The sequence below is a fragment of the Microbacterium sp. Se5.02b genome (assembly GCF_019464375.1).
Taxonomy (GTDB): Bacteria; Actinomycetota; Actinomycetes; order Actinomycetales; family Microbacteriaceae; genus Microbacterium.
Window position 1 is genome coordinate 3,925,332 of the sequence record NZ_CP080491.1, and the last position, 19,172, is coordinate 3,944,503.

Here is a 19,172-nt window from a genome sequence, read left to right on the forward strand (position 1 = left end):
ACGTGACCCGTATGTCAGCGCCGCGCATCGCGGCCCCCTTGCGGCCCTCGCCGCACTGTCCCTGCTCGCCGGCTGTTCCGCTGCCGAAGACTCGCCGGAGGCCGAGGACCAGAGCATCGTGTTCTGGACCCCGCAGACGACTCCCGAGCGACTCGCCGCTCAGGAGGAGGTCGCCACCGCCTTCACCGAGAAGACGGGCATCGAGGTCGAGGTCGTGCCGATGGCCGGCGCGGATCAGGATCAGGCGCTCGTGACAGGTGCCGCCAGCGGGGATGTGCCCGACGTGATCCTGCACGCCTCGACGCAGACCGGGGCGTGGAGTTCGCAGGGCCTCCTCGACACTCAGGCCGCGACCGCCGCAGTCGACGCGCTCGGCCCCGACACGTTCAACGCGAACGCGCTCGAAGCCGTCACGATCGACGGGCAGATCTCCGCGGTTCCCAGCGACGGCTGGTCGCACGTGATCGCCTACCGCACCGACCTCCTCGAGCAGGCAGGGGTCGATGTGCCCACCTCGGTCGAAGAGCTCGCCGACGCAGCGACCACGGTCAAGGAGGAACTCGGCATCACCGGGCTGGCCTTCGGCACGCAAGCAGGCACCGCATCGGCCACCGAGGGCATCCAGTCCCTGTTCCAGAGCGCCGGATGCGAACTCGTGACCGACGGCGAGGTCACCATCGACTCCGACGCGTGCACCGAGGCCGCGGAGCAGTTCCTGGCCCTGCGCAACTCGTCGACCGCGGGAGACTTCGACGTGACCAGCGCACGCGCCGCCTACATGAACGGCGACGCGGCGATGCTCCTCTTCTCCACCCACATCCTCGACGAGCTGGCCGGACTCGACCCCGCCACCCCCGCCACCTGCCCCGACTGCGCGGCGACGCCGACCTTCCTCGCCGACAACACCGGCTTCATCACCGTGCTCGGCGAGGAGCCGCGACAGTATGGCGCCGTGCTCGGCTACGGCATCCCGACGGGTGCGAACACGGAGGCCGCCCAGCAGTACATCGAGTACGTGCTGGACGAGGGTTATGCCGACACTCTGGGCGTCGCCACCGAGGGGCGGGTGCCGCTGCGCAACGGGACGGCCGACGACCCCGAGGCATTCGCCGCCGCGTGGGGTGAGCTGGGCATCGGACCGGCCCACGACCGCACCTCGGCCGAGATCTACGGCGACGAGTTCGTGGACGGCATGAGCGAGGGCATCAACTCGATCTACCTGTGGGGCATGGGCACGGACGACGCCACGCTCGCCGGGCTGGTGTTCAGCCAGGGCGTGCTCGCCAACCAGATCGAGCAGCTCTACAACGGCTCGTCCCCCGCCGACGTGACCGCCGCCATGAAGGCGGCCGTCGAGGAGGTCCAGGCGGGCCTGTGAGCACGGCACCTCTCCGTCACCGTCGGGAGCGGCACACCCGCCGCTCCCGCCGGGACGACCGCAACGGACTCCTGCTCACCGCCCCGACGTTCCTCGTCATCCTGCTCGCGTCGGTCATCCCGCTCCTGCTCGTGATCGTCTTCGCGTTCAGCGAGGTCAGGCTCGTCGACATCCCGCGCCTGGGCACAGAGCCGATCGACTGGACGCTCGACAACTTCCGGCGCGCGATAGAGAACCCCGCCTTCTGGCGCGCTCTGGGCACCACGCTCCTGTACTCCACGCTGACGATGATCGGCTCGGTCGGCGTCGGCCTGGTGCTGGCCCTCGCGCTGCGGAGTCCGTTCCGAGGTCGAGGGATCGTGCGTGCACTCCTGCTCGTCCCGTACGTGCTCCCGCTGATCGCCGCCGTCACCATCTGGCAGACCATGCTCAACCCGCAGTACGGCATCGTGAACGCCTTCGGCCGTCAGGTCCTGGGATGGGATCAGGCGATCGGCTTCCTCAACACCTCCTCGACCGAGGTCTTCGGGGTTCCGGTGCCGCTGTCGTTGCTGGTGGTCGTGGCGTTCGAGATCTGGACCTCCGCCCCGCTCGCATTCCTGTTCATCACCGCGCGGCTGCAGGGCGTCTCTCCCAGCATCGAGGAAGCAGCCGCGCTCGACGGCGCGAACCGCATGCAGATCCTCTGGCGCATCGTCATGCCTCAGCTCAAGGGCGTCATCCTGCTGCTGTGCCTGCTGCGGTTCATCTGGACGTTCCAGAGCTTCAGCGAGGTCTATCTGCTCACCGAGGGCGCCGGAGGGACTCAGCTCATGGCGCTCAAGGTCTACACCGAGCTGGTCACCCGCGCCGACATCGGCAGCGCCTCCGCCTACGGACTGCTCATGTCGGTGGTGCTGATCGTGCTGCTCACCGTCTACGTCCTCGCCACCCGCAGAAAGGTGGACACCGAATGACCCGCCGTCGCTCGCCGTTGCGTCCGCGCCCCGCCGCGATCGTGGGTCGGACGATCCTCATCGCCGTCGCCCTCCTGTTCGCGATCGGTCCTGTGCTGTACGGATTCCTCCTGTCGGTGCGTCCGTACTCCTCGATCGTCCAGGCGCCGCTCGATCTGTTCCCCGCCCTCGGCGAGCTCGACTTCTCGGGGTACACCACGGCGATGCTCGACCCGGAGCAGGGCGGCTTCGGCCTGGGACGCTTCGTGCTCAACTCCCTCCTCGTGGGACTCGGCACCGTGGTCCTGTCGATCCTCGTCTCGATCCTGGGTGCGTACGCCGCCGCACGTCTGCGCTACCGCGGTCGGCGCGGGATGAACGCGATCATCCTCGCGGTCTACCTGTTCCCCGGGATCGTGCTCTCGGTGCCGCTCTTCGTGCTCCTCGCCAGGGCGGGCCTCACTGGTTCGCTCATCGGGTTGTTCCTCGTCTACGTCGCGACCACGGTTCCGGTGTCGATCTACATGCTGCGCAACTACTTCCAGGCGCTGCCGGAGAGCGTCGAGGAGGCAGCGATCGTCGATGGGGCCTCGCTCCCGCAGATGCTGCGCAGCGTCGTGCTGCCGATCGCGCTCCCGGGGGTCGTCGCGACCTCGATCTACGTGTTCATGATCGCCTGGAACGAGTACTTCTACGCCCTGCTCTTCCTCGTGCGCGACCGCGCGCAGTGGACGGCGCCGCTCGGCATCTCGCAGCTGGCCGACTTCAACGTCCCGGTGACCGTGCTGCTGTCCGGATCCATCGCGGTGACCGTCCCCATCGTCATCCTCTTCTTCCTCGCGCAGCGCTACCTCGTCGAGGGACTGACGGCAGGAGCCGAGAAATGAGCACGTCAGCGGGACCCCAGCGCATCGTCATCATCGGCGCGGGCGGCCGAGGTCGCGACGCCTACGGGCGATGGGCGATCGAGCACCCCGACCGCGCACGGATCGTGGCGGTGGCCGACCCGGCCCCAGATCGGCGTGAGGCGTTGGCCGCCGCGGCCGGAGGCGCGCGCACCTACGAGGACTGGCGGGGCGCGATCGCCGACCTCGGGCTGCTTCAGGCCGACGCCGTCGTGATCGCCGTGCCTGATGCCCTTCATGTCGATGTCGCGATCGCCGTCGCCGACGCAGGGCTGCCCTTCCTGCTCGAGAAGCCCGCCGCGCCGAGCGTCGAGGAACTCCGCCGACTCGCACAGCACGCCCGTCGCACATCGTCGGCCCTCGCCATCGGCCACGTGCTGCGCTTCACGCCGTTCTGGCGTTCGGTGAAGCGCATCCTCGACTCCGGCGCCATCGGACGCATGATCACCCTCGAGGTTCGCGAGAACGTCGGCTACTGGCACTTCGCGCACTCCTACGTGCGGGGCAATTGGCGGAACAGCACGACCTCGGGCCCGATGGCTCTGACGAAGACGTCGCACGACCTCGACATCATCCGCTGGCTCGTCGGCGCAGCGCCGGAGACGGTCTACAGCATCGGGGAGTTGAGCTGGTTCCGCGCCGAGAACGCTCCCGCCGGCGCGCCGGAGTTCTGCGTGCAGGGCTGTCCCGTCGCCGACAGCTGCCCCTTCTTCGCCCCTCGGTACTACGTCGACGCACTCGCGGGGGTCACGGGCCACCCCGTGCATCTGCTGGGCGACGACATCTCCCCGCCGGCCGCATGCGCGCGTTGCGCGAGGGCGACTACGGCCGCTGCGTCTTCCGCAGCGACAACGACGTGGCAGACCATCAGCAGACCACGATGCGGTTCCCCCGAGGGGTGACCGCAACGCTCACGGCCTCGGCCTTCACCGCCGAGAACACCCGCAACGTCACGATCACGGGTTCGGCCGGCCAGTTGTCAGGACACATGGAGAGTGGAGAGATCGTGGTGGATCTGTTCTCACCCGATGGCCGGATCCCGGAGGGCTTGCCCCTCGACGCGCACGACATCAGTCCCAAATCCGTCCTGGCGCACGAGCGCCACACTCTGCGGGTGGCCTTGCCCAACCCCGACCTCGGCGATCACGCCGGTCATGGCGGAGGGGACGCAGGGCTGATGGCCGAGTTCGTCGAAGCGGTGCGGCTCGGCATGGTCGGCACGGGCGAGCTCTCCTTCGAGACGGCACTCGACAGCCATCTCATGGCGTTCGGCGCGGAGGAATCGCGACGAACGGGTGAGCCCATCGACTTCGCCTCCTGGGCGCAGCGGATGGCACTGCCGCTCGATGAGGGGATCCGCCGGTGACGGAGCACCCGGAGTCGGTGGTGCTCGCCCTGCTGGAGCGGGTGGGCGCCGACACGTCGCACGTGCGCGTGGAGGAGCTGCCGCCGGAGGAGACCCACGCCGCGGTCGCAGGGTTCGAGGCCGGGAACGGCGTGCTCACACTGCGCGGCACGGACGTGCTGTCGACGGCACGCGCGTTCGCCCGGTACCTGCACGGTCAGGGGCGTCGCATCACATGGGAGGCGCCGCGACTGGACCCGCCTTGGGAGCGGTGGCCCGATGCGCCGCGAACCGAGCTGCGCACGCCCTTCGCCGTCAGATACCACCTGAACGTCGTCACGCACGGATACTCCACGGCCTATTGGGATGAGGACCGATGGGAGCGGGAGCTCGACTGGATGGCGCTGCACGGGGTCACGCATCCTCTGCTGCTCACGGGCTACGAGTCGGTCCTGGCGGAGACGCTGCGTCGAGCCGGCGTGGATGCGACCGCTGCGCGCGCGTGGATCGGCAGCGCCGCACACCTGCCGTGGATGTCGATGGGCGGGATGCACGACTTCGGCGGCCCGTTGCCTGAGCGCTGGGACGACCGGAGGATCGCGCTCGCACGTCGCATCCTGACGCACGCCCGCGAGCTGGGCATGACGCCTGTGCTGCCCCTTCCCGGAGGCCACGTCCCGCGCTCGGTCGCCGGTCCCGACGCGCTCGAGATCGAGTGGCAGGGCTGGCGCACACCCCTGATGGATCCCGCCTCCGCCGACTTCGCCCGCTTCATGAAGCTCTTCCTCGACACGCAGGAGGAGCTCCTCGGAGACCCGGGCTTCGCGCCCGTCTTCGCCGTCGATCCCTTCATCGAATCGCTGCCTCCGTCCGGTGACCTCGCCGACCTCGCCGCTGCCGGCGCGGGGGTGCACGACGCCATCACGGCCGTGCATCCGCGGGCGACCTGGCTTCTGCAGGGGTGGCCGTTCCACTATCACCGCGGATTCTGGACGGACGAGCGCGTGGCCGCGTACCTGTCTCGCGTGCCCCACGACCGGCTCCTCCTGATCGATCTCTGGGGCGAGCACGCGCCGATGTGGCGCAAGGGCATGCACGGGCGCCGATGGATCTGGACGGCCGTACACAACTTCGGCGGCCGTTTCGCGCTCTTCGGGGACCTTCGCGGTCTCGCACGCGACGTGGCGGAGCTGATCGAGACGGCCCCCGACCGCCTGGAGGGCATCGGGCTCGCACCCGAGGCGATCGAGAACAACACCGTGTTCTACGAGGCCGCCTCCGATCTGGTCTGGGGACCGCTGGACATCGACACCTGGCTCGCAGACTTCGCCGTCCAGCGGTACGGTGTCGCCGACGACTCGGCGGTCGAAGCATGGCGACTGCTCGGCGCCACTCTCTACGGCCCCGGCCGCACCCGATCGATCCCCTCACCGGTGATCGCGCGACCGTGGAGCGCGCGCGCCCCGTTCGCGACGCAGCGTCTCGCCGGAGAGGCCCTCCCTGCGGGACCGCCTCGCATGTCGGCCAACATCGACGCCGAGAACGATCCCGCGGTACTGGGCGACCTCCCCGCGATCACGCGCGCCGCGCAGCTGCTGCTCTCCCTCGCCGATCGCGCGCTCTCCCGAGAGTCGCTGGAGAAGGACGTGGTCGAGTTGACCGGGCACGTGCTCGCCCAGGGCACCCGCTACCGCATCCGCGGCGCGCTCGAGGCGTTCGCTGCGGGAGACGCGCCCGAGGTGCGCCGCCAGGGTGCCGCTTTGGAGGATGATCTGCTGGCCCTCGATCGGCTGGCGGCGACGCGCGAGGACTCCCGGGCATCCTCCTGGATCGATCACGCGCGCGCGTGGGGTGACACCCCGGCGGAGCGCGATGCGATGGAGCGAGACGCGCGCAGCCTGATCTCGGTCTGGGGTCATCAGAGCAGCGGGCTGCACGACTACTCCGGTCGGCATTGGTCTGGTCTGATCCGAGATCTCTACGCTCCGCGTTGGGACGCATGGATCCGGTGGCTGGCGGAATCGGTGGAGCGAGACGCAATCCCGGACGAGTCGGTGCTGCATCGCCGCATCATCGAGATCGAGGAGCGCTGGCGCGCGGGCACCGGCTCGGACGACGTCTCGTCCGAGGATCCCCTCGACGTCGCCGCGCGGATCCTCGCTACGCGCGCATCTCCCCGGAGTGCGACTCCGGACGGTCGCGCGGCATGAAGGCGGCCGCGACCAGGGTGAGCACGGCGGTCGCGGCGACGGCGACGAACACCCACACCGACGCGTGGATGATCGTGTCCGGGTCGTCGGTCCCTGCGCCCTGCGCGATGACCGCGTTCGAGATCGCCCCGAACACGGCGACGCCGACGGCACTCCCGGCGGAGCGCGCGAACGCGTTCATCCCGGTCACGGCCCCTCGCTCACCCCATTCGACCGAGGACTGGGCGGCGATGAGCGTTGGAGCAGCAGTCCACCCGAGCCCGAACCCGAGGACGAAGGCGATGCCCGCGACCATGAGCGGGTGCGGCCATGACGCCACCGCTGCCAGGGTGATCGCGGCGAGGGTGGTGATGCTCATCCCGATCATGGTGGTGCGACGGAAGCCGATCCTCAGATACAGGCGGCCGACGTTGGCGGCCGCGATCGGCCACCCCAGGGTCAGTGCCGCGACCGCGAGCCCTGAGAGCAACGGCGCGATGCCGAGCGAGCCTTCGAGGTAGGCAGGCGCGAAGCTCGTGACACCGATCATGAGTGCGCCGACACCGAGCGACACGACCGTGGTCGTCAGGATCAGCGGCCTGGCGACGAGGCGGAGGTCGACGATGGGCTCCTCGACGCGGCGCTCGACGACGGCGAACAGCGCAAGGGCGACGATCCCGATCCCGAAGCAGAGCGCGCTCTGGACGGAGATCCATGCCCAGGCGTTGCCGCCCTCCAGCATGCCGAGGATGAGTCCGGTCAGCCCGATCGTCAGCAGCACGGCGCCCGCATAGTCGATCCGATGCCGACTCGTCTGCTTCTGCTCCTTGTACTTGAGTTGCAGCATCCACGCGGCGATGAGACACAGGGGGATGTTCACCCAGAAGATCCACCGCCAGGCGTCGAGCTGTGCGAACACCCCGCCGAGGGCCGGACCGACGACCGACGAGATCGCCCACACGCTCGCGATGTATCCCTGCACCTTGGCACGCTCGGCGACCGTGTAGATGTCGCCGACGATCGTCATCGCCATCGGCGCGACGGCCCCGGCACCGAGCCCTTGGATGATGCGGAACACGATCAGCGCCGGCATGCTCCACGCGAAGCCGCAGAGCACGGAGCCCAGGAGGAACAGGGCGATGCCCAGGAGGATGATCGGTTTGCGCCCGACCGTGTCGGCGAACCGGGAGTAGATCGGAACACTCACCGCCTGCGCGAGCAGGTACACCGAGAACAGCCAGGGGAACTGCTGATAGCTGCCGAGATCGCGGACGATGCTCGGCACGGCTGTCGCGAGGATGGTGGCATCGATGGCGATGAGCCCGGTGGCGAGCATCAGCGCCCCGAGGATCGGCCCTCGCGCCGACCGGAATCCGATGGAGGCGCGGTCGACGGAGGCAGTCACCTCAGGGACAAGCGTGCGCGGCGCACGGGTATTCCGGTCACGATGACGCGGTGCGGCCCGGCTCTCGCCGTCCGCGTCGCCCTCGGGCTCCGGGTCGTACAGCACCGGACGGTCGACGGTCTTGGTGACGTCGGCCGGGTCGACGGCGAGGATGAGCATCGCCAGGATCAGCAGTGTGACGATGAAGGCCCCGCCACCGACCACGAGGCCGAGCGCGACAGGGGTGAGTCCGTCGTAGGTGCCGTTCGCGATCGCGGTGTTCACGCGCGAGGTGAAGGCGCCGGTCGAGACCAGTGTGACCACCGCGGCGAAGACACCGCAGCCCAGGGCGATGAGCAGGAGGTGCAGGGGGCGCAGGATGTCCCGACGGGTGGGCTTCTCGTCGCTCATCGTTCTCCTCCGTGCACCGAGGGGGCGGCGCTTCCCGTTGACTCGTCGGCCGCGGCGGCAGCGTCCACCTTCTTCGGGGTGAGCCCGGCGATGCCGAGGAAGACCGCGACGATCGCCGCATAGCCGCCGAACATGCCGACACCCAGGATGATGCCGGAGAGCACGAAGGTCCCGGCCTCGTCGATCGTGTACTCCTGCACGAACCCGGACGGGATCAAGAGCAGGACGACGCCGAGCAGGATGCCCAGCGCCCCGACGGTGATCGCGTCGCGCGCCAGCGGGTCACGGGTGCGTCGTGCACGGATTCCTGCGAGCAGCTCGATCGCACCGCTGAGGATGGCCCAGCTCGAGACGACGATGAAGAACATGTCGTCCGAGCGCAGCGCGGGGATGCCGCTCAGCCCTCCCGCAAAGATGCCGAGCACCGCGAGCAGGATGGCCGACCAGCGTGACCCGGCGGGGAGCACCAGCCACGCGGCGAGCAGGTGCACCAGCGCGGTCACGAACGCGAAGCCGCTGAAGACCGCGAGGCCGATGGGCGCCGAGTGGTCCGACGAGAACGTGATCATCAGCGCAGCGACGGCGGCGAACAGTGCGCGCAGCAATTGCACGTGGCGCAGGGTGAATGCGCGAGCAGGGGCAGGCATGACGGTCCAGAGTCCTCCGGGGTGTTCCCCCAGTCTACGCGGGGCCACGGAGCCGCGATGCCGCGAGCACGGCGGCCGAGGATTCGTGAAGCCCGGCGGATCTCCCCAGATCGATTGCCGGGCTTCACGACATACGCAGCAAGGGGGGCATCACTGCGTCAGGCCGCAGCTCGCAGGGTCGGGCACCCGCCCACGAAGACGGCCAAGTGACCCCACATGCCCACCCGGTCCCCTGAGGTACGCGCGTGCGGTCGTATGCTCACTTTAGGGCGGTGGTCTTCACATACCGGACGGGGGCTGTGATGAGTTACGAATATGACGAACGCAGGTCCGGATCCGACGGTTTCGCGACGGCGCTGCGCGATGCGGTCAACGCCAGGGACGTGACGCTGTCGTGGTTGCAGCAGCAGCTCAACGCGCGAGGCAACCGGGTCTCGATGGCCACGCTGAGCTATTGGCGTTCGGGGGCGCGACGCCCCGAGGGCGCGCAGTCCCTGGCCGCACTCGCCGACCTCGAGGAGCTGCTCGGCCTCGACGCCGGCGCACTGCGACGGCACCTCGGACCCACCAACCGCACGGGGCCGCTGGGCCCGAACCGCTTCCCCATGGACGAGGAGGAGCTGGAACGCGCGGTCATGCTGGCGTTCGACGCGATGGGTGCGTCGTACCCCGACACCTCGCGGGAGCTCACCACACACTCTGTGACCGATGTGAACGCGCAGGGCAACGTCGCCTACAGCATCACGCGCAGCATCGTGCAGTCGACCATCGGCACGATAACGGCGATACCCTTCCTCGAGATCACCCCGGGGGTCAGCACTCCGCCGCCCCTGCTCGACGCCGTGTCCGGCGGGCGCATCGCCGCGCGCTACTCGCACCCGGACGGCGAGGTGCACGGCATCCTGTTCGAACTCGATCTCCCGCTCACCGCCCCCGACACGGCGATGGTCGAATGGTCGGTCGAGTACCCGTCCGACTACCCGCCGATGCGTGACACGGGCCATGCCCTGGCACAGAAGTGCCGCGAGCTGCTGGTGTGGACGCGGTTCCATCCTGATGCCGTCCCCGATTGGTGCGAGGAGCACGTCGAGACGCCTGATGGCGTGACGGTCACCCCCGTCGCCCTGACCAGGGGCACCTCCGTGCATCTGGTGCGCAGAGCCTTCGGTCCTGGGGCACTCGGTCTGCACTGGGGCTACGGACCGCGTGAGGATCAGCCCGGCTGATCTCCCGTCGCGACCGGACGACCCGGCGTGTTCGACCACTGACTCCACGATCCGGGGAACACTTTGGCGTCGATGCCGACCTCGTGCAGGATCAGGGCCGTATGCGCGGCCGTGACACCCGATCCGCAGTACGCGGCGACCGGGGTTCCGGGGTTCACGCCGACCTCGGCGAAGGTCGCGAGCACGGTGTCGCGATCGAGGATGCCGCCCTCAGCGTCGAGGTGCCGCAGCGTCGGCAGATTGCGCGCACCGGGGATGTGACCGGCGATCGGATCGAGCGGCTCGGTGTCGCCGCGGTAGCGCTCCGGCGCGCGCACGTCGAGGAGCACTCCCGACGCGGGGAACGCCGCCGCCTCATCGATCGACAGGGCGTCGCGGCCGATCTCGTCGAGCACGACATCGCCGGGCTCGGGGATCACATCATCCGTCGCGACCGCGAACCCCGCGGCGCGCCAAGCCCGGATGCCGCCGGTGAGCACGCGGACATCGACCCCGCCCTGCCGCAGCAGCCACCACGCCCGCGCAGCCGAGATGCCCTTGGAGTCGTCGTACGCCACGACGGTGTCGCCCGCACGGACACCCCACCGGCGGGCCGCAGCCTGGAGCGTCGCGGTCGAGGGCAGCGGGTGCCGCCCCTCGGCGGGCGCACCGTGGGTGGAGAGCTCCGCGTCGAGCGAGGCGAACACCGCGCCGGGGATGTGGCCAGAGAGGTAGTCGCCGTGCCCGGCCTCCGGGCGATCCAGCCGCCACCGCACGTCGATCACGCGCACGGGCGCGCCCTGCTCCCGGAGGTCGTTCAGCTCTGCGGCACTCACGAAGTCGCTCATCCTGCGAGGCTACCGAGTCGGCGGCGGCATCCGGCTCGCGGGCGTCTTCTCCCGTCATGCGCCACGACTATGCTCGATCCGGCAACGTCGAGAAAGGCCAACGATGCCCTCTCGTCTCCGCTGGATGCGCTTCCGCCCGCAGGAGGCCGCGCTCATCGCGATCACCGCGGTGTGGGGCGGCACGTTCCTGCTGGTGCACTGGGCGATGGAGCACTCCGGGCCGTGGTTCTTCGTCGGCATCCGATTCCTCGTCGCAGGTCTCCTCAGCGTGCTGATCTTCCGTCGTGCGCTGCGCGGCATGCGGTGGCGCGACATCGGGGCGGGTGTCGCGATCGGGGTGATGATCTACCTCGGCTACGGTCTGCAGACGCTGGGGCTGCAGACGATCGACAGCAGCACGTCGGCGTTCATCACCGCCATGTACGTGCCGCTCGTCCCCTTCGCGCAGTGGGCGGTCTTCCGCACACGTCCGCCCGCCATGGCCTTCGTCGGAGCAGGCCTCGCGTTCGTGGGACTGCTGTTCATCGCGGGCCCCGACGCATTCGCGTTCACGCTGGGCACGGGCGAGATCGTCACCATGATCAGCACCCTGCCCATCGCCGCAGAGATCATCCTGATCAGCCTCTTCGCGGGCAGGATCGACCTCGGGCGCATCACCGTCGTCCAGCTGCTGACCGCCGGCGTGCTGGGATTGCTGACGATGCCGGTGGTCGGCGAGGCCGTCCCCGAGTTCTCCTGGATCTGGGTCGGCTGTGCCGTCGGACTCGGCGCGGCGAGCTGTCTGATCCAACTGACCATGAACTGGGCGCAGAAGTCGGTGTCACCGACGCGCGCGACCATCATCTACGCCGGGGAACCCGTGTGGGCCGGCGTCATCGGACGCATCGCCGGCGAGCGACTGCCCGCGACCGCGCTCGTCGGCGGAGCTCTGGTCGTGCTCGGCATCCTGGCGAGCGAACTGAGGTTCGTGCGGCGGCGGAAGGAAGAGTCCTCGGCCTAGCCCTCGGGAATACTCCCCCGCCTCCTGCGTTGCACCCGGCATGATTGAAACTTCAACCGTCGCTCCGGTCGCCACGGAACGCACCCGCGTCCGCGTGCCGCTGCGCTTCGGCGACGGCTTCTCCACCACGGCCGACGTGGTCACGTTCGACGGCCTCGTCGACGGACGGGAGCACCTGCTGCTCGGGCTCGGCGACTGGCACGCGGCACTCGAACGCGCGAGCGACGGCGGAGACGCGCCGCTCGTGCGCCCTCACAGCGAGTGCCTGACCGGTGACGTGTTCGGATCCGAGCGCTGCGACTGCGGTCCCCAGCTGCGCGAGGCCGCCGAGCGGATCGCGGCGGAGGGCGGCTTCCTGCTCTACCTGCGGCAGGAGGGACGCGGTATCGGCCTGTACGCGAAGCTCGACGCGTACGCCCTGCAGGACGCGGGCCTCGACACGTACGAGGCGAACGTCGCCCTCGGCCACGGCGAAGACGAGCGCGACTACACCGTCGCAGCGCAGATGCTGAACGCGGTCGGCGTCGACGGCATCCGTCTGCTCAGCAACAACCCCGACAAGGCCGTGCAGCTCGAGGCCCTCGGCATCCGCGTGACCGAGCGGGTCCGCACCGAGGTGCACCTGTCGGAGTCCAACTCGCGCTACCTCCAGGCCAAGCGCGACCACACGGCGCACACCCTCGACCTGTCGGCGGCGTGACACCCCAGGAGGGCACCATGACAGCGGAGCAGCATCGACGGCGACTCGACGACACCGAGATGGCGACCTGGCTCCCCGTCATCCGGTTCGTACAGTTGCTGCCCCAGGTGCTCGACCGCACCCTGAAGGACGAGGTCGGCCTCAACCACGCCAGGTACGCGATCCTCGTCACGCTCGCAGGTCAAGGCGAGGGAGCCGTCACGATGACGGAACTCGCCCGCATCGCCGGCCTCAGCCGCTCGCGTCTCAGCCACGCCCTGGACTCCCTGGAGGAGCGCGGCTGGGTGGAGCGCACCTCGTGCGGCACCGACAAGCGCACGCTCTCGGCCGCGCTCACTCCGGAAGGCCGGGAGATGCTGCGCACCGCCGCACCCGTGCACGTCGAACAGGTGCGGGAACTGGTGCTCGATCCGCTCAGCCCGGAGGAGCGGGAGCAGCTCGCGTCGATCCTCGGCAAACTGCTGCCAGGAGTGACCGCGGCCCTGTGACGGCATCGGCCGAGCTTCGGCGTTCTGCTCTGAGCAGAACCGCTCGAAGCCTCCGGAACGGGCGGCATATCGTGAGGCATGGCCGACCTCCTCTCGTTCCCGCCCGCTCCCCGCTCCGACCGCCCGAAGCGCCACGACCCCGAGCCGTTGTGGCGCCACCTCCTGGGCGACCAGCTGCGTCGACGTCGACACGATCGTGAGGAGACCCTCACCGCGACCGCGGAGAAGGCCGGCGTCTCTCCCCAGTACCTCTCCGAGGTCGAACGCGGGCTGAAGGAGCCGTCGAGCGAGATGATCGCCGCGATCGCCGGAGCACTCGACACCAGCCTGATCGAGCTGACGAGCGCCGTGGCCGACGAACTCCGCTCCGCCACGGTTCCGGCATCCGCGGCCGTGTCGGCATCGCGCACTTCCTTCGCCCTCGCCGCCTGACCCGTTCGTTCCGTCCGTCCGCCTGGCTCCCGGGGTCACACGGTGCGCGCGCCGAGCACCCTGTCGATGAGGCCGTAGTCCTGCGCGGCGGATGCCGTGAACACGCGGTCACGGTCGGTGTCCGCACGCAGCTCCTCGACCGTCCGGCCGCTGTGCCTGGCGAGGATCTCCTCCATGTCCGAGCGCACCCGCACCACCTCGTCCGCTGCGAGGATCAGGTCGGGGATCGCACCGCGCGACTGCCCGGCCGGCTGGTGCAGCACGATGCGCGCGTGCGAGAGGGCCGCACGCTCCCCTGGAGCACCCGCCGCGACGAGCAGCGCAGCCGGGCCGATCGCCTGTCCGACGCACGTGGTCGCGATGGCCGGACGGATGTGCTGCATGGTGTCGTAGATCGCGAGCGCGGCGCCGGGATCACCGCCCTCGCTGTTGATGTAGAACTGGATGCCCGATTCGGGACTGTCCGCGTCGAGGTGCAGCAGCTGGGCGATCAGGGCGTTCGCGACCCCCGCGTCGATCCCGGTGCCGAGGTAGATGACGCGCTCGGCGAGCAGGTGCGAGTAGACGTCCATGATGCGCTCACCCCGCGGGTGCTGCGCGATGACGTTGGGGATCGTGTAGCCGCTCATGCGCCCGCCCCCAGCCCGACGTGCGCGCGTCGACGCGGCATCACGTCGCCGATCGAGGCGACGATCTCGTCGATGAACCCGTACTCCCGCGCCTGCGTTGCGGTGTACCAGCGGTCGTGCAGGGAGTCTTCGAAGATGCGCTCGATCGGCTGGCCGGTGTCGTCGGCGATGAGTCCGAGCACCGTGTCGCGCATGTGTCGCAGGTCGTCGGCCTGCGTCTCGATCTCGACCGCCGAACCGCCGATGCCCGCCGATCCCTGATGCATGAGGATGCGTGCGTGCGGGAGTGCCCTGCGTTTTCCCGGAGTGCCGGCCGAGAGCAGGAACTGCCCTGCGCTGCACGCGAGTCCGAGCGCGAGTGTCGCGACGTCGTTGGGGACGAGTCGCATGATGTCGCGGATTCCGAGCATCGACGGCACCGAGCCGCCCGGCGAGTGGATCCAGAGGGCGATGTCGGCCGTCGGGTCCTCGGCCGACAGCGCGAGCAGCTGCGTCATCAGCAGCGTGCCGTTGTCGTCGTCGAGGGCGCCGTCCAGCACGAGCACCCGCTCGTGGAACAGCGCGCGCCGGGCTTCGGGGCCGAACTGCGGGAGGGAGTTGTCTTCGCTCATGCCCCCAGCATCCGTCTGCGCCGGGTCACCCGCGGCCGTTTCCGCCCTCGGCGGCTCTGCCCTGAGCGGATGCCGGTGGGGCGGCATCCGCTCAGGCGGGGGGTGGGGTGGGGGAGGGGTCAGGGGATGGGGTCAGGCGGCCAGGGCCAGGGCGCGGCGATGGGAGATGCGGTGGCCGACCCAGAAGCCGATCGCGATCAGTCCGGCCAGGGCGATGCCGAGGATCCAGGGCAGCGTCGACGGGGCCGCTCCGGCCGTGGCGGTGGCGAGGGCGCCGGAGCCGTCCGCGATCAGGCCGGTGCCGACGGCGAGGTCGGCCGCCCCGGCCTGCAGCGCGTCCCCGCCTGCCGCGAGGTCGTCGGAGCCGTCCGCGAGCGTCGTCGCGCCGTCGGAGAGCTTCCCGATGCCCGTGTCGAGGGCGCCGGAGCCTGATTGCAGCTCTCCGACCCCGACGGCGAGCGCACTCGCACCCTCGTTCAGGCGCGCCGCACCCGCGCTGAGGTTCACGGTTCCCGAGGAGAGGGCCGACGCGCCGGTGGAGAGCGTCTGCAGCCCGGATGCCAACCGCTCGGCGCCCGCGGAGAGCTGCGAGGTTCCGGAGTGGAGTTTCTGCGCCCCGGCCGCGAGTGCGGGAGCACCCTCGGGAGCGACGAGTGCGACGGTTCCCGGCCAGCCCTTCGAGGGGTCGCCATGCACGATCGCCCCGACACCGGCGGTGACCTTCGCCGCACCGTCGGCCGCGCCGACGAGTCCCTGGGCGAGAGCGGGAGCTGCGGCTGCGGGTACCGCCAGTGCGTCGACCTCCTGATCGACGCCGGCCGCGAGCCGGGCGAGCGCCTGCAGCTGCGGGTTCGTGGGGTCGGCTGAGAGAAGGCCGGCGAGGCCGTCGGCGAGCTGCTGGGAGTGACCGGGCGCCGTCGCGGCGACGCCCTGGAGCGCGGCCTTCGTGTCGGGGTGGGCGAGCGTCAGCACCGACGGCGTCACACCGGCGCGCAGAGTGTCGCTGAGCGTGCTCGCACCGGCGAGGACACCGTTCGCGTAGCGGTGTGCGCCGTCGACTCCTGCGGAGAGCTTCGCCGCCCCAGCCGCGACCGTCGCCGCACCGGCGTCGGCCTGCACCAGCGTGGTCGAGAGTTCCTGCGCCCCGGCGAGCGCCGTCTGCGCTCCCCGCTGACCCGGCCGGCGCCGTCGACGGCGGTCGATGCACCGGCCGCGAGGTTTCCTGCACCCTCGGCCAGGGTGGTCGCTCCGACTGCCGCCTTCGTGGCGCCATCGCTCAGCTTCTGCGAACCGGAGTGCGCGGCTGCGGCACCCGCCGCGAGGTCGTCGCTGCCGTCGGCGAGCCGGTCGGCTCCGACGGCGAGGTCGTCGGCTCCGGCGGCGAGGTCGGCAGAGCCGTCCTTCGCGGCCACGGTGCCGTCGGCGAGCTCGGATGCTCCGGCGGCGATCTTGCTCGTCGTCACGAGGAACAGGATCACCATCGCGGCCAGCAGCAGGCTGAGCACGATCACGGCGATGCGCATGCCGGTTCCGTGCGCGTGGGGTTTTGCACTCGTCATCGAGGACTCCCAGGGTCAGTGGCGTCGTTGCCACGGGCGACTGTATGGGCGCGCCGACACTCCCCTTCAGGATTTGCCGGTCGAAACCAAGTCTCACCACAGTCGATACTCAGTTTCTTGTGGTGAGTGCACAATTCCTGTCCGAAACGGCTGTGCGCTCCAGGAAAACGGCCCGTAACATCGTCGACTCACGGGGCTCGTACCCTCGTGTCCATGGCGAAGCAGAAGACACCGGCCTGGTCGGAAGACGGACTCACCTTCCGCACCCGCAAGTGGGTGCGCCCAGAGGACCTCAATGCGAACGGCTCGCTGTTCGGCGGGAGCCTGCTCAAGTGGATCGACGAGGAGGCCGCGATCTACGCGATCGTGCAGCTCGGCAACTACCGCGCCGTCACGAAGCACATCTCGGAGATCAACTTCGAGGCGTCGGCCGTGCAGGGCGACCTCATCGAGATCGGCCTGCAGGCCACGCGCTTCGGCACGACCTCACTCACGATGCGCGCCGTGGCGCGCAACATGATCACGCGCAGGCGCATCCTGACGATCGACAAGATCGTGTTCGTGAGCCTCGACGACGACGGGACGCCGACCCCGCACGGCTATCGGGAGATCACCTACGACCGTGACCGCATGCCGACCGAACGGGTCGCGACGGGCACCATCCGGCTCCCGGCGCTCTGAGCGTCGAGCGCCCGGAAGGCCCGGGCGAGGTCGGCGATCAGGTCGTCCACATCCTCCAGCCCGATCGAGAGGCGGAGCACATCGGCGCCGGGGCGAGCCTCGGGCGGAACCGGACGGTGCGTGAGCGCGGCCGGATGCTGGATCAGCGAGTCCACCCCACCGAGGGACACCGCGTGCGTGAAGAGCGACGTCGCCGTCGTCACCGCTGACGCCGCAGCGAACCCGCCCCGCATCCGCATCGCGATCATCGCGCCCGTCCCGCGCATCTGCCGGTCGAGGATGCCGCGCGGGTCACCGTCGAGCCCCGGATAGAAGACCTCGGCGACCTCCGGACGGTCGATCAGCCACTGCACCACCCGCCGCGCGCTCTCCTGCTGGTGGCGCACCCGCACCGGCAGGGTCGTGAGTCCGCGGTGCAGCAGGTACGCCCCGAGCGGATGCAGCAGCCCCCGGTGACCGCACGCACGCGGCGCAGCGCCTCGGCGGTCTCTTCGCTGCAGGCGACGACGCCGGCGATCACATCCCCGTGCCCGCCGAGGTACTTCGTGGCGCTGTGCAGCGACATCGCGGCGCCCAGGTCGATCGGGTTCTGCAGCACCGGAGTGGCGAAGGTGTTGTCCACCACGACAGGCACGGCGCCGGCCTGGCGCACGACGTCGGCGATGTCGGCGATGTCGAGCGTGGGGTTCGCCGGGGTCTCCACCACGACCAGCCCGGTGTCCGGGCGCATGCTCGCCGCCACCTCATCGGGGTGGCAGTAGGTGGTCTCGACGCCGAGCAGCCCGGAACCGAGGAGGTGGTCGGTGCCGCCGTAGAGCGGGCGGACGGCCACCACGTGCCGCACCCCGGACGCGCCGGTGTGGGCGAGGATCACCGCCGTCATCGCGGCCATGCCCGACGCGAAGGCCACGGCGGCCTCGGCGTGCTCGAGCTCGGCGAGAGCCGCCTCGAAGCGGGCGACCGTGGGGTTCCACAGTCGCGCGTAGACCATGCTGCCGTCGGCGGGCGGTCGGCCCCCGTTGCCATGGCCTCGTAGGAGTCGCCGCCGCGTTCGATGTCGGGCAGCGGGTTCGTCGTCGACAGGTCGATCGGCAGCGCGTGCACTCCGAGACCCTCGAGGTCGGAGCGGCCGCTGTGGACGGCGACGGTGTCAGGATGCAGCGGTGCAGTCATGCCTCCACGTTGCCGGAATCACGATGAATCCGCACGAAGTCGACAGAAGCCGCCGGAGATCTGCCCGCTGACGCTATTCTGAGCGAGATCTGGCCGATGAAAGGGGACCGTGTTGGCGAAAGCACAACTCGACGAGATCGACCTCGAGCTGCTCGCGGTCCTCACCCGCGACGCCGAGATCACGAACAAGGCGCTCGCGCATCGGCTGGGTCTCGCCGACTCGACCTGCGCCCACCGCGTGCGGGCGCTCCGCGAGCGAGGCGTCATCCGCGACACCCGCATCCGGGTGGACGGTGCCGCCCTCGGCTACCCGTTGCAGGCGATCATCAAGGTGCGCCTGGCGAATCACACCGGCGCGAAGGTCACGGCACTGTTCGACGCACTCGCGGGCATCCCACGGGTGCTGCAGGTGTTCCACGTCGCCGGTGTCGACGACTTCCTCGTGCACGTGGCGGTGGAGGACGCGACGGCGCTCCGCGACATCGTGCTCGAGCACATCACGATCCACCCTGTGGTGCGCGGCACCGAGACCCAGCTGGTGTTCGAGCTTCGCGACGGCACCGGTCTCCTTCCCGCCTGACGCCCGGATGTCACGGCGTCCTCGTCGTGCGCGAAGATGGAATGCACGTCCGCACAGGAGCAGAGGAGCACC

General features: G+C 69.9%; 20 protein-coding genes and 1 pseudogene. 13 read left to right on the forward strand and 8 right to left on the reverse strand.

Annotated features, from left to right (window positions below):
• Positions 1-118 precede the first annotated feature (118 nt).
• The 6 genes from K1X59_RS19680 to K1X59_RS19705 are packed head-to-tail and all read left to right on the forward strand — an operon-like array spanning position 119 to position 6,773.
• Positions 119-1,378: an ABC transporter substrate-binding protein gene (locus K1X59_RS19680; RefSeq protein WP_220173762.1), complete on the forward strand. Its 1,260-nt coding sequence runs from the start codon at positions 119-121 to the stop codon at positions 1,376-1,378.
• The gene (locus tag K1X59_RS19685; protein ID WP_183151281.1) at positions 1,375-2,334 is read left to right on the forward strand and encodes a carbohydrate ABC transporter permease; all 960 of its coding nucleotides are present in this window, start codon (positions 1,375-1,377) and stop codon (positions 2,332-2,334) included. Before K1X59_RS19680 ends, K1X59_RS19685 begins: the two co-directional genes overlap by 4 nt.
• Positions 2,331-3,200, forward strand: coding sequence for a carbohydrate ABC transporter permease (locus tag K1X59_RS19690; protein WP_183151282.1), 870 nt, complete (start codon positions 2,331-2,333; stop codon positions 3,198-3,200). The genes K1X59_RS19685 and K1X59_RS19690 overlap by 4 nt, the downstream gene beginning before the upstream one ends.
• Positions 3,197-4,120 carry a Gfo/Idh/MocA family protein gene (locus tag K1X59_RS19695; protein ID WP_202045404.1) on the forward strand — a complete coding sequence of 308 codons (924 nt, stop codon included), beginning with the start codon at positions 3,197-3,199 and terminating at the stop codon, positions 4,118-4,120. Before K1X59_RS19690 ends, K1X59_RS19695 begins: the two co-directional genes overlap by 4 nt.
• Positions 4,117-4,584 (forward strand): hypothetical protein, encoded by a 468-nt coding sequence (locus tag K1X59_RS19700; protein WP_220173763.1) that lies wholly within the window; start codon positions 4,117-4,119, stop codon positions 4,582-4,584. The genes K1X59_RS19695 and K1X59_RS19700 overlap by 4 nt, the downstream gene beginning before the upstream one ends.
• The gene (locus tag K1X59_RS19705) at positions 4,581-6,773 is read left to right on the forward strand and encodes an alpha-N-acetylglucosaminidase (RefSeq protein WP_220173764.1); all 2,193 of its coding nucleotides are present in this window, start codon (positions 4,581-4,583) and stop codon (positions 6,771-6,773) included. Before K1X59_RS19700 ends, K1X59_RS19705 begins: the two co-directional genes overlap by 4 nt.
• On the opposite strand, the gene K1X59_RS19710 is transcribed toward K1X59_RS19705, so the two are convergent.
• Entirely contained in the window at positions 6,724-8,157 is a 1,434-nt protein-coding gene (locus tag K1X59_RS19710) for an MFS transporter (RefSeq protein WP_183151286.1), read from the reverse strand. The genes K1X59_RS19705 and K1X59_RS19710 overlap by 50 nt on opposite strands.
• A 386-nt stretch (positions 8,158-8,543) precedes the next feature.
• Entirely contained in the window at positions 8,544-9,194 is a 651-nt protein-coding gene (locus K1X59_RS19715; RefSeq protein WP_183151288.1) for an acyl-CoA synthetase, read from the reverse strand.
• Positions 9,195-9,496: 302 nt separating this feature from the next.
• On the opposite strand from K1X59_RS19715, the gene K1X59_RS19720 reads away from it, so the two are divergent.
• A complete protein-coding gene (locus K1X59_RS19720; protein ID WP_183151289.1) occupies positions 9,497-10,420 on the forward strand; it encodes a hypothetical protein in 924 nt (307 codons plus the stop codon).
• On the opposite strand, the gene K1X59_RS19725 is transcribed toward K1X59_RS19720, so the two are convergent.
• The gene (locus K1X59_RS19725) at positions 10,408-11,247 is read right to left on the reverse strand and encodes a sulfurtransferase (RefSeq protein ID WP_220173765.1); all 840 of its coding nucleotides are present in this window, start codon (positions 11,245-11,247) and stop codon (positions 10,408-10,410) included. The two genes, K1X59_RS19720 and K1X59_RS19725, sit on opposite strands and share 13 nt — an antisense overlap.
• Before the next feature lie 103 nt (positions 11,248-11,350).
• Here K1X59_RS19725 and K1X59_RS19730 point away from each other — a divergent pair, with 103 nt between their 5' ends.
• From K1X59_RS19730 to K1X59_RS19745, 4 genes are all read left to right on the forward strand, one after another.
• Positions 11,351-12,247 (forward strand): DMT family transporter, encoded by an 897-nt coding sequence (locus K1X59_RS19730; protein WP_244632226.1) that lies wholly within the window; start codon positions 11,351-11,353, stop codon positions 12,245-12,247.
• Positions 12,248-12,287: 40 nt separating this feature from the next.
• On the forward strand, positions 12,288-12,947 hold the full coding sequence (gene ribA / locus K1X59_RS19735; RefSeq protein ID WP_183151290.1) for a GTP cyclohydrolase II: 660 nt from the start codon (positions 12,288-12,290) through the stop codon (positions 12,945-12,947).
• A 17-nt stretch (positions 12,948-12,964) separates the two neighbouring features.
• Positions 12,965-13,435, forward strand: a complete 471-nt coding sequence (locus K1X59_RS19740) for a MarR family winged helix-turn-helix transcriptional regulator (RefSeq protein ID WP_220173766.1) — start codon at positions 12,965-12,967, stop codon at positions 13,433-13,435.
• 78 nt (positions 13,436-13,513) lie between these two features.
• Positions 13,514-13,867: a helix-turn-helix domain-containing protein gene (locus K1X59_RS19745; protein ID WP_220173767.1), complete on the forward strand. Its 354-nt coding sequence runs from the start codon at positions 13,514-13,516 to the stop codon at positions 13,865-13,867.
• Positions 13,868-13,902: 35 nt separating this feature from the next.
• On the opposite strand, the gene K1X59_RS19750 is transcribed toward K1X59_RS19745, so the two are convergent.
• The 4 genes from K1X59_RS19750 to K1X59_RS22155 form a co-directional block, all read right to left on the reverse strand.
• Complete coding sequence (locus K1X59_RS19750) at positions 13,903-14,496, reverse strand: ClpP family protease (RefSeq protein WP_183151291.1); 594 nt, start codon at positions 14,494-14,496, stop codon at positions 13,903-13,905.
• The gene (locus K1X59_RS19755) at positions 14,493-15,107 is read right to left on the reverse strand and encodes a ClpP family protease (RefSeq protein WP_220173768.1); all 615 of its coding nucleotides are present in this window, start codon (positions 15,105-15,107) and stop codon (positions 14,493-14,495) included. The genes K1X59_RS19750 and K1X59_RS19755 overlap by 4 nt, the downstream gene beginning before the upstream one ends.
• Positions 15,108-15,239: 132 nt before the next feature.
• Positions 15,240-16,091: a hypothetical protein gene (locus K1X59_RS22150; protein ID WP_309491664.1), complete on the reverse strand. Its 852-nt coding sequence runs from the start codon at positions 16,089-16,091 to the stop codon at positions 15,240-15,242.
• Positions 16,088-16,666, reverse strand: coding sequence for a hypothetical protein (locus tag K1X59_RS22155; RefSeq protein ID WP_258566954.1), 579 nt, complete (start codon positions 16,664-16,666; stop codon positions 16,088-16,090). Before K1X59_RS22155 ends, K1X59_RS22150 begins: the two co-directional genes overlap by 4 nt.
• 213 nt (positions 16,667-16,879) lie before the next feature.
• Here K1X59_RS22155 and K1X59_RS19770 point away from each other — a divergent pair, with 213 nt between their 5' ends.
• On the forward strand, positions 16,880-17,347 hold the full coding sequence (locus tag K1X59_RS19770; RefSeq protein WP_183151293.1) for an acyl-CoA thioesterase: 468 nt from the start codon (positions 16,880-16,882) through the stop codon (positions 17,345-17,347).
• Here K1X59_RS19770 and K1X59_RS19775 read toward each other — a convergent pair.
• Positions 17,281-18,520, reverse strand: a pseudogene (locus K1X59_RS19775) (trans-sulfuration enzyme family protein). The gene K1X59_RS19770 and the pseudogene K1X59_RS19775 sit on opposite strands and share 67 nt — an antisense overlap.
• 109 nt (positions 18,521-18,629) lie before the next feature.
• On the opposite strand from K1X59_RS19775, the gene K1X59_RS19780 reads away from it, so the two are divergent.
• Positions 18,630-19,100 carry an Lrp/AsnC family transcriptional regulator gene (locus tag K1X59_RS19780; protein ID WP_244632228.1) on the forward strand — a complete coding sequence of 157 codons (471 nt, stop codon included), beginning with the start codon at positions 18,630-18,632 and terminating at the stop codon, positions 19,098-19,100.
• The last annotated feature ends 72 nt before the right edge of the window (positions 19,101-19,172 follow it).

Coding starts and splice junctions, on each gene's coding strand:
- K1X59_RS19690 (WP_183151282.1), top strand. CDS start 2,331: ATGACCCGCCGTCGCTCGCCGTTGCGTCCGCGCCCCGCCGCGATCGTG.
- K1X59_RS19695 (WP_202045404.1), top strand. CDS start 3,197: ATGAGCACGTCAGCGGGACCCCAGCGCATCGTCATCATCGGCGCGGGC.
- K1X59_RS19715 (WP_183151288.1), bottom strand. CDS start 9,194: ATGCCTGCCCCTGCTCGCGCATTCACCCTGCGCCACGTGCAATTGCTG.
- K1X59_RS19720 (WP_183151289.1), top strand. CDS start 9,497: ATGAGTTACGAATATGACGAACGCAGGTCCGGATCCGACGGTTTCGCG.
- K1X59_RS19725 (WP_220173765.1), bottom strand. CDS start 11,247: ATGAGCGACTTCGTGAGTGCCGCAGAGCTGAACGACCTCCGGGAGCAG.
- K1X59_RS19730 (WP_244632226.1), top strand. CDS start 11,351: ATGCCCTCTCGTCTCCGCTGGATGCGCTTCCGCCCGCAGGAGGCCGCG.
- ribA (WP_183151290.1), top strand. CDS start 12,288: ATGATTGAAACTTCAACCGTCGCTCCGGTCGCCACGGAACGCACCCGC.
- K1X59_RS19740 (WP_220173766.1), top strand. CDS start 12,965: ATGACAGCGGAGCAGCATCGACGGCGACTCGACGACACCGAGATGGCG.
- K1X59_RS19745 (WP_220173767.1), top strand. CDS start 13,514: ATGGCCGACCTCCTCTCGTTCCCGCCCGCTCCCCGCTCCGACCGCCCG.
- K1X59_RS19750 (WP_183151291.1), bottom strand. CDS start 14,496: ATGAGCGGCTACACGATCCCCAACGTCATCGCGCAGCACCCGCGGGGT.
- K1X59_RS19755 (WP_220173768.1), bottom strand. CDS start 15,107: ATGAGCGAAGACAACTCCCTCCCGCAGTTCGGCCCCGAAGCCCGGCGC.
- K1X59_RS22155 (WP_258566954.1), bottom strand. CDS start 16,666: ATGACGAGTGCAAAACCCCACGCGCACGGAACCGGCATGCGCATCGCC.
- K1X59_RS19770 (WP_183151293.1), top strand. CDS start 16,880: ATGGCGAAGCAGAAGACACCGGCCTGGTCGGAAGACGGACTCACCTTC.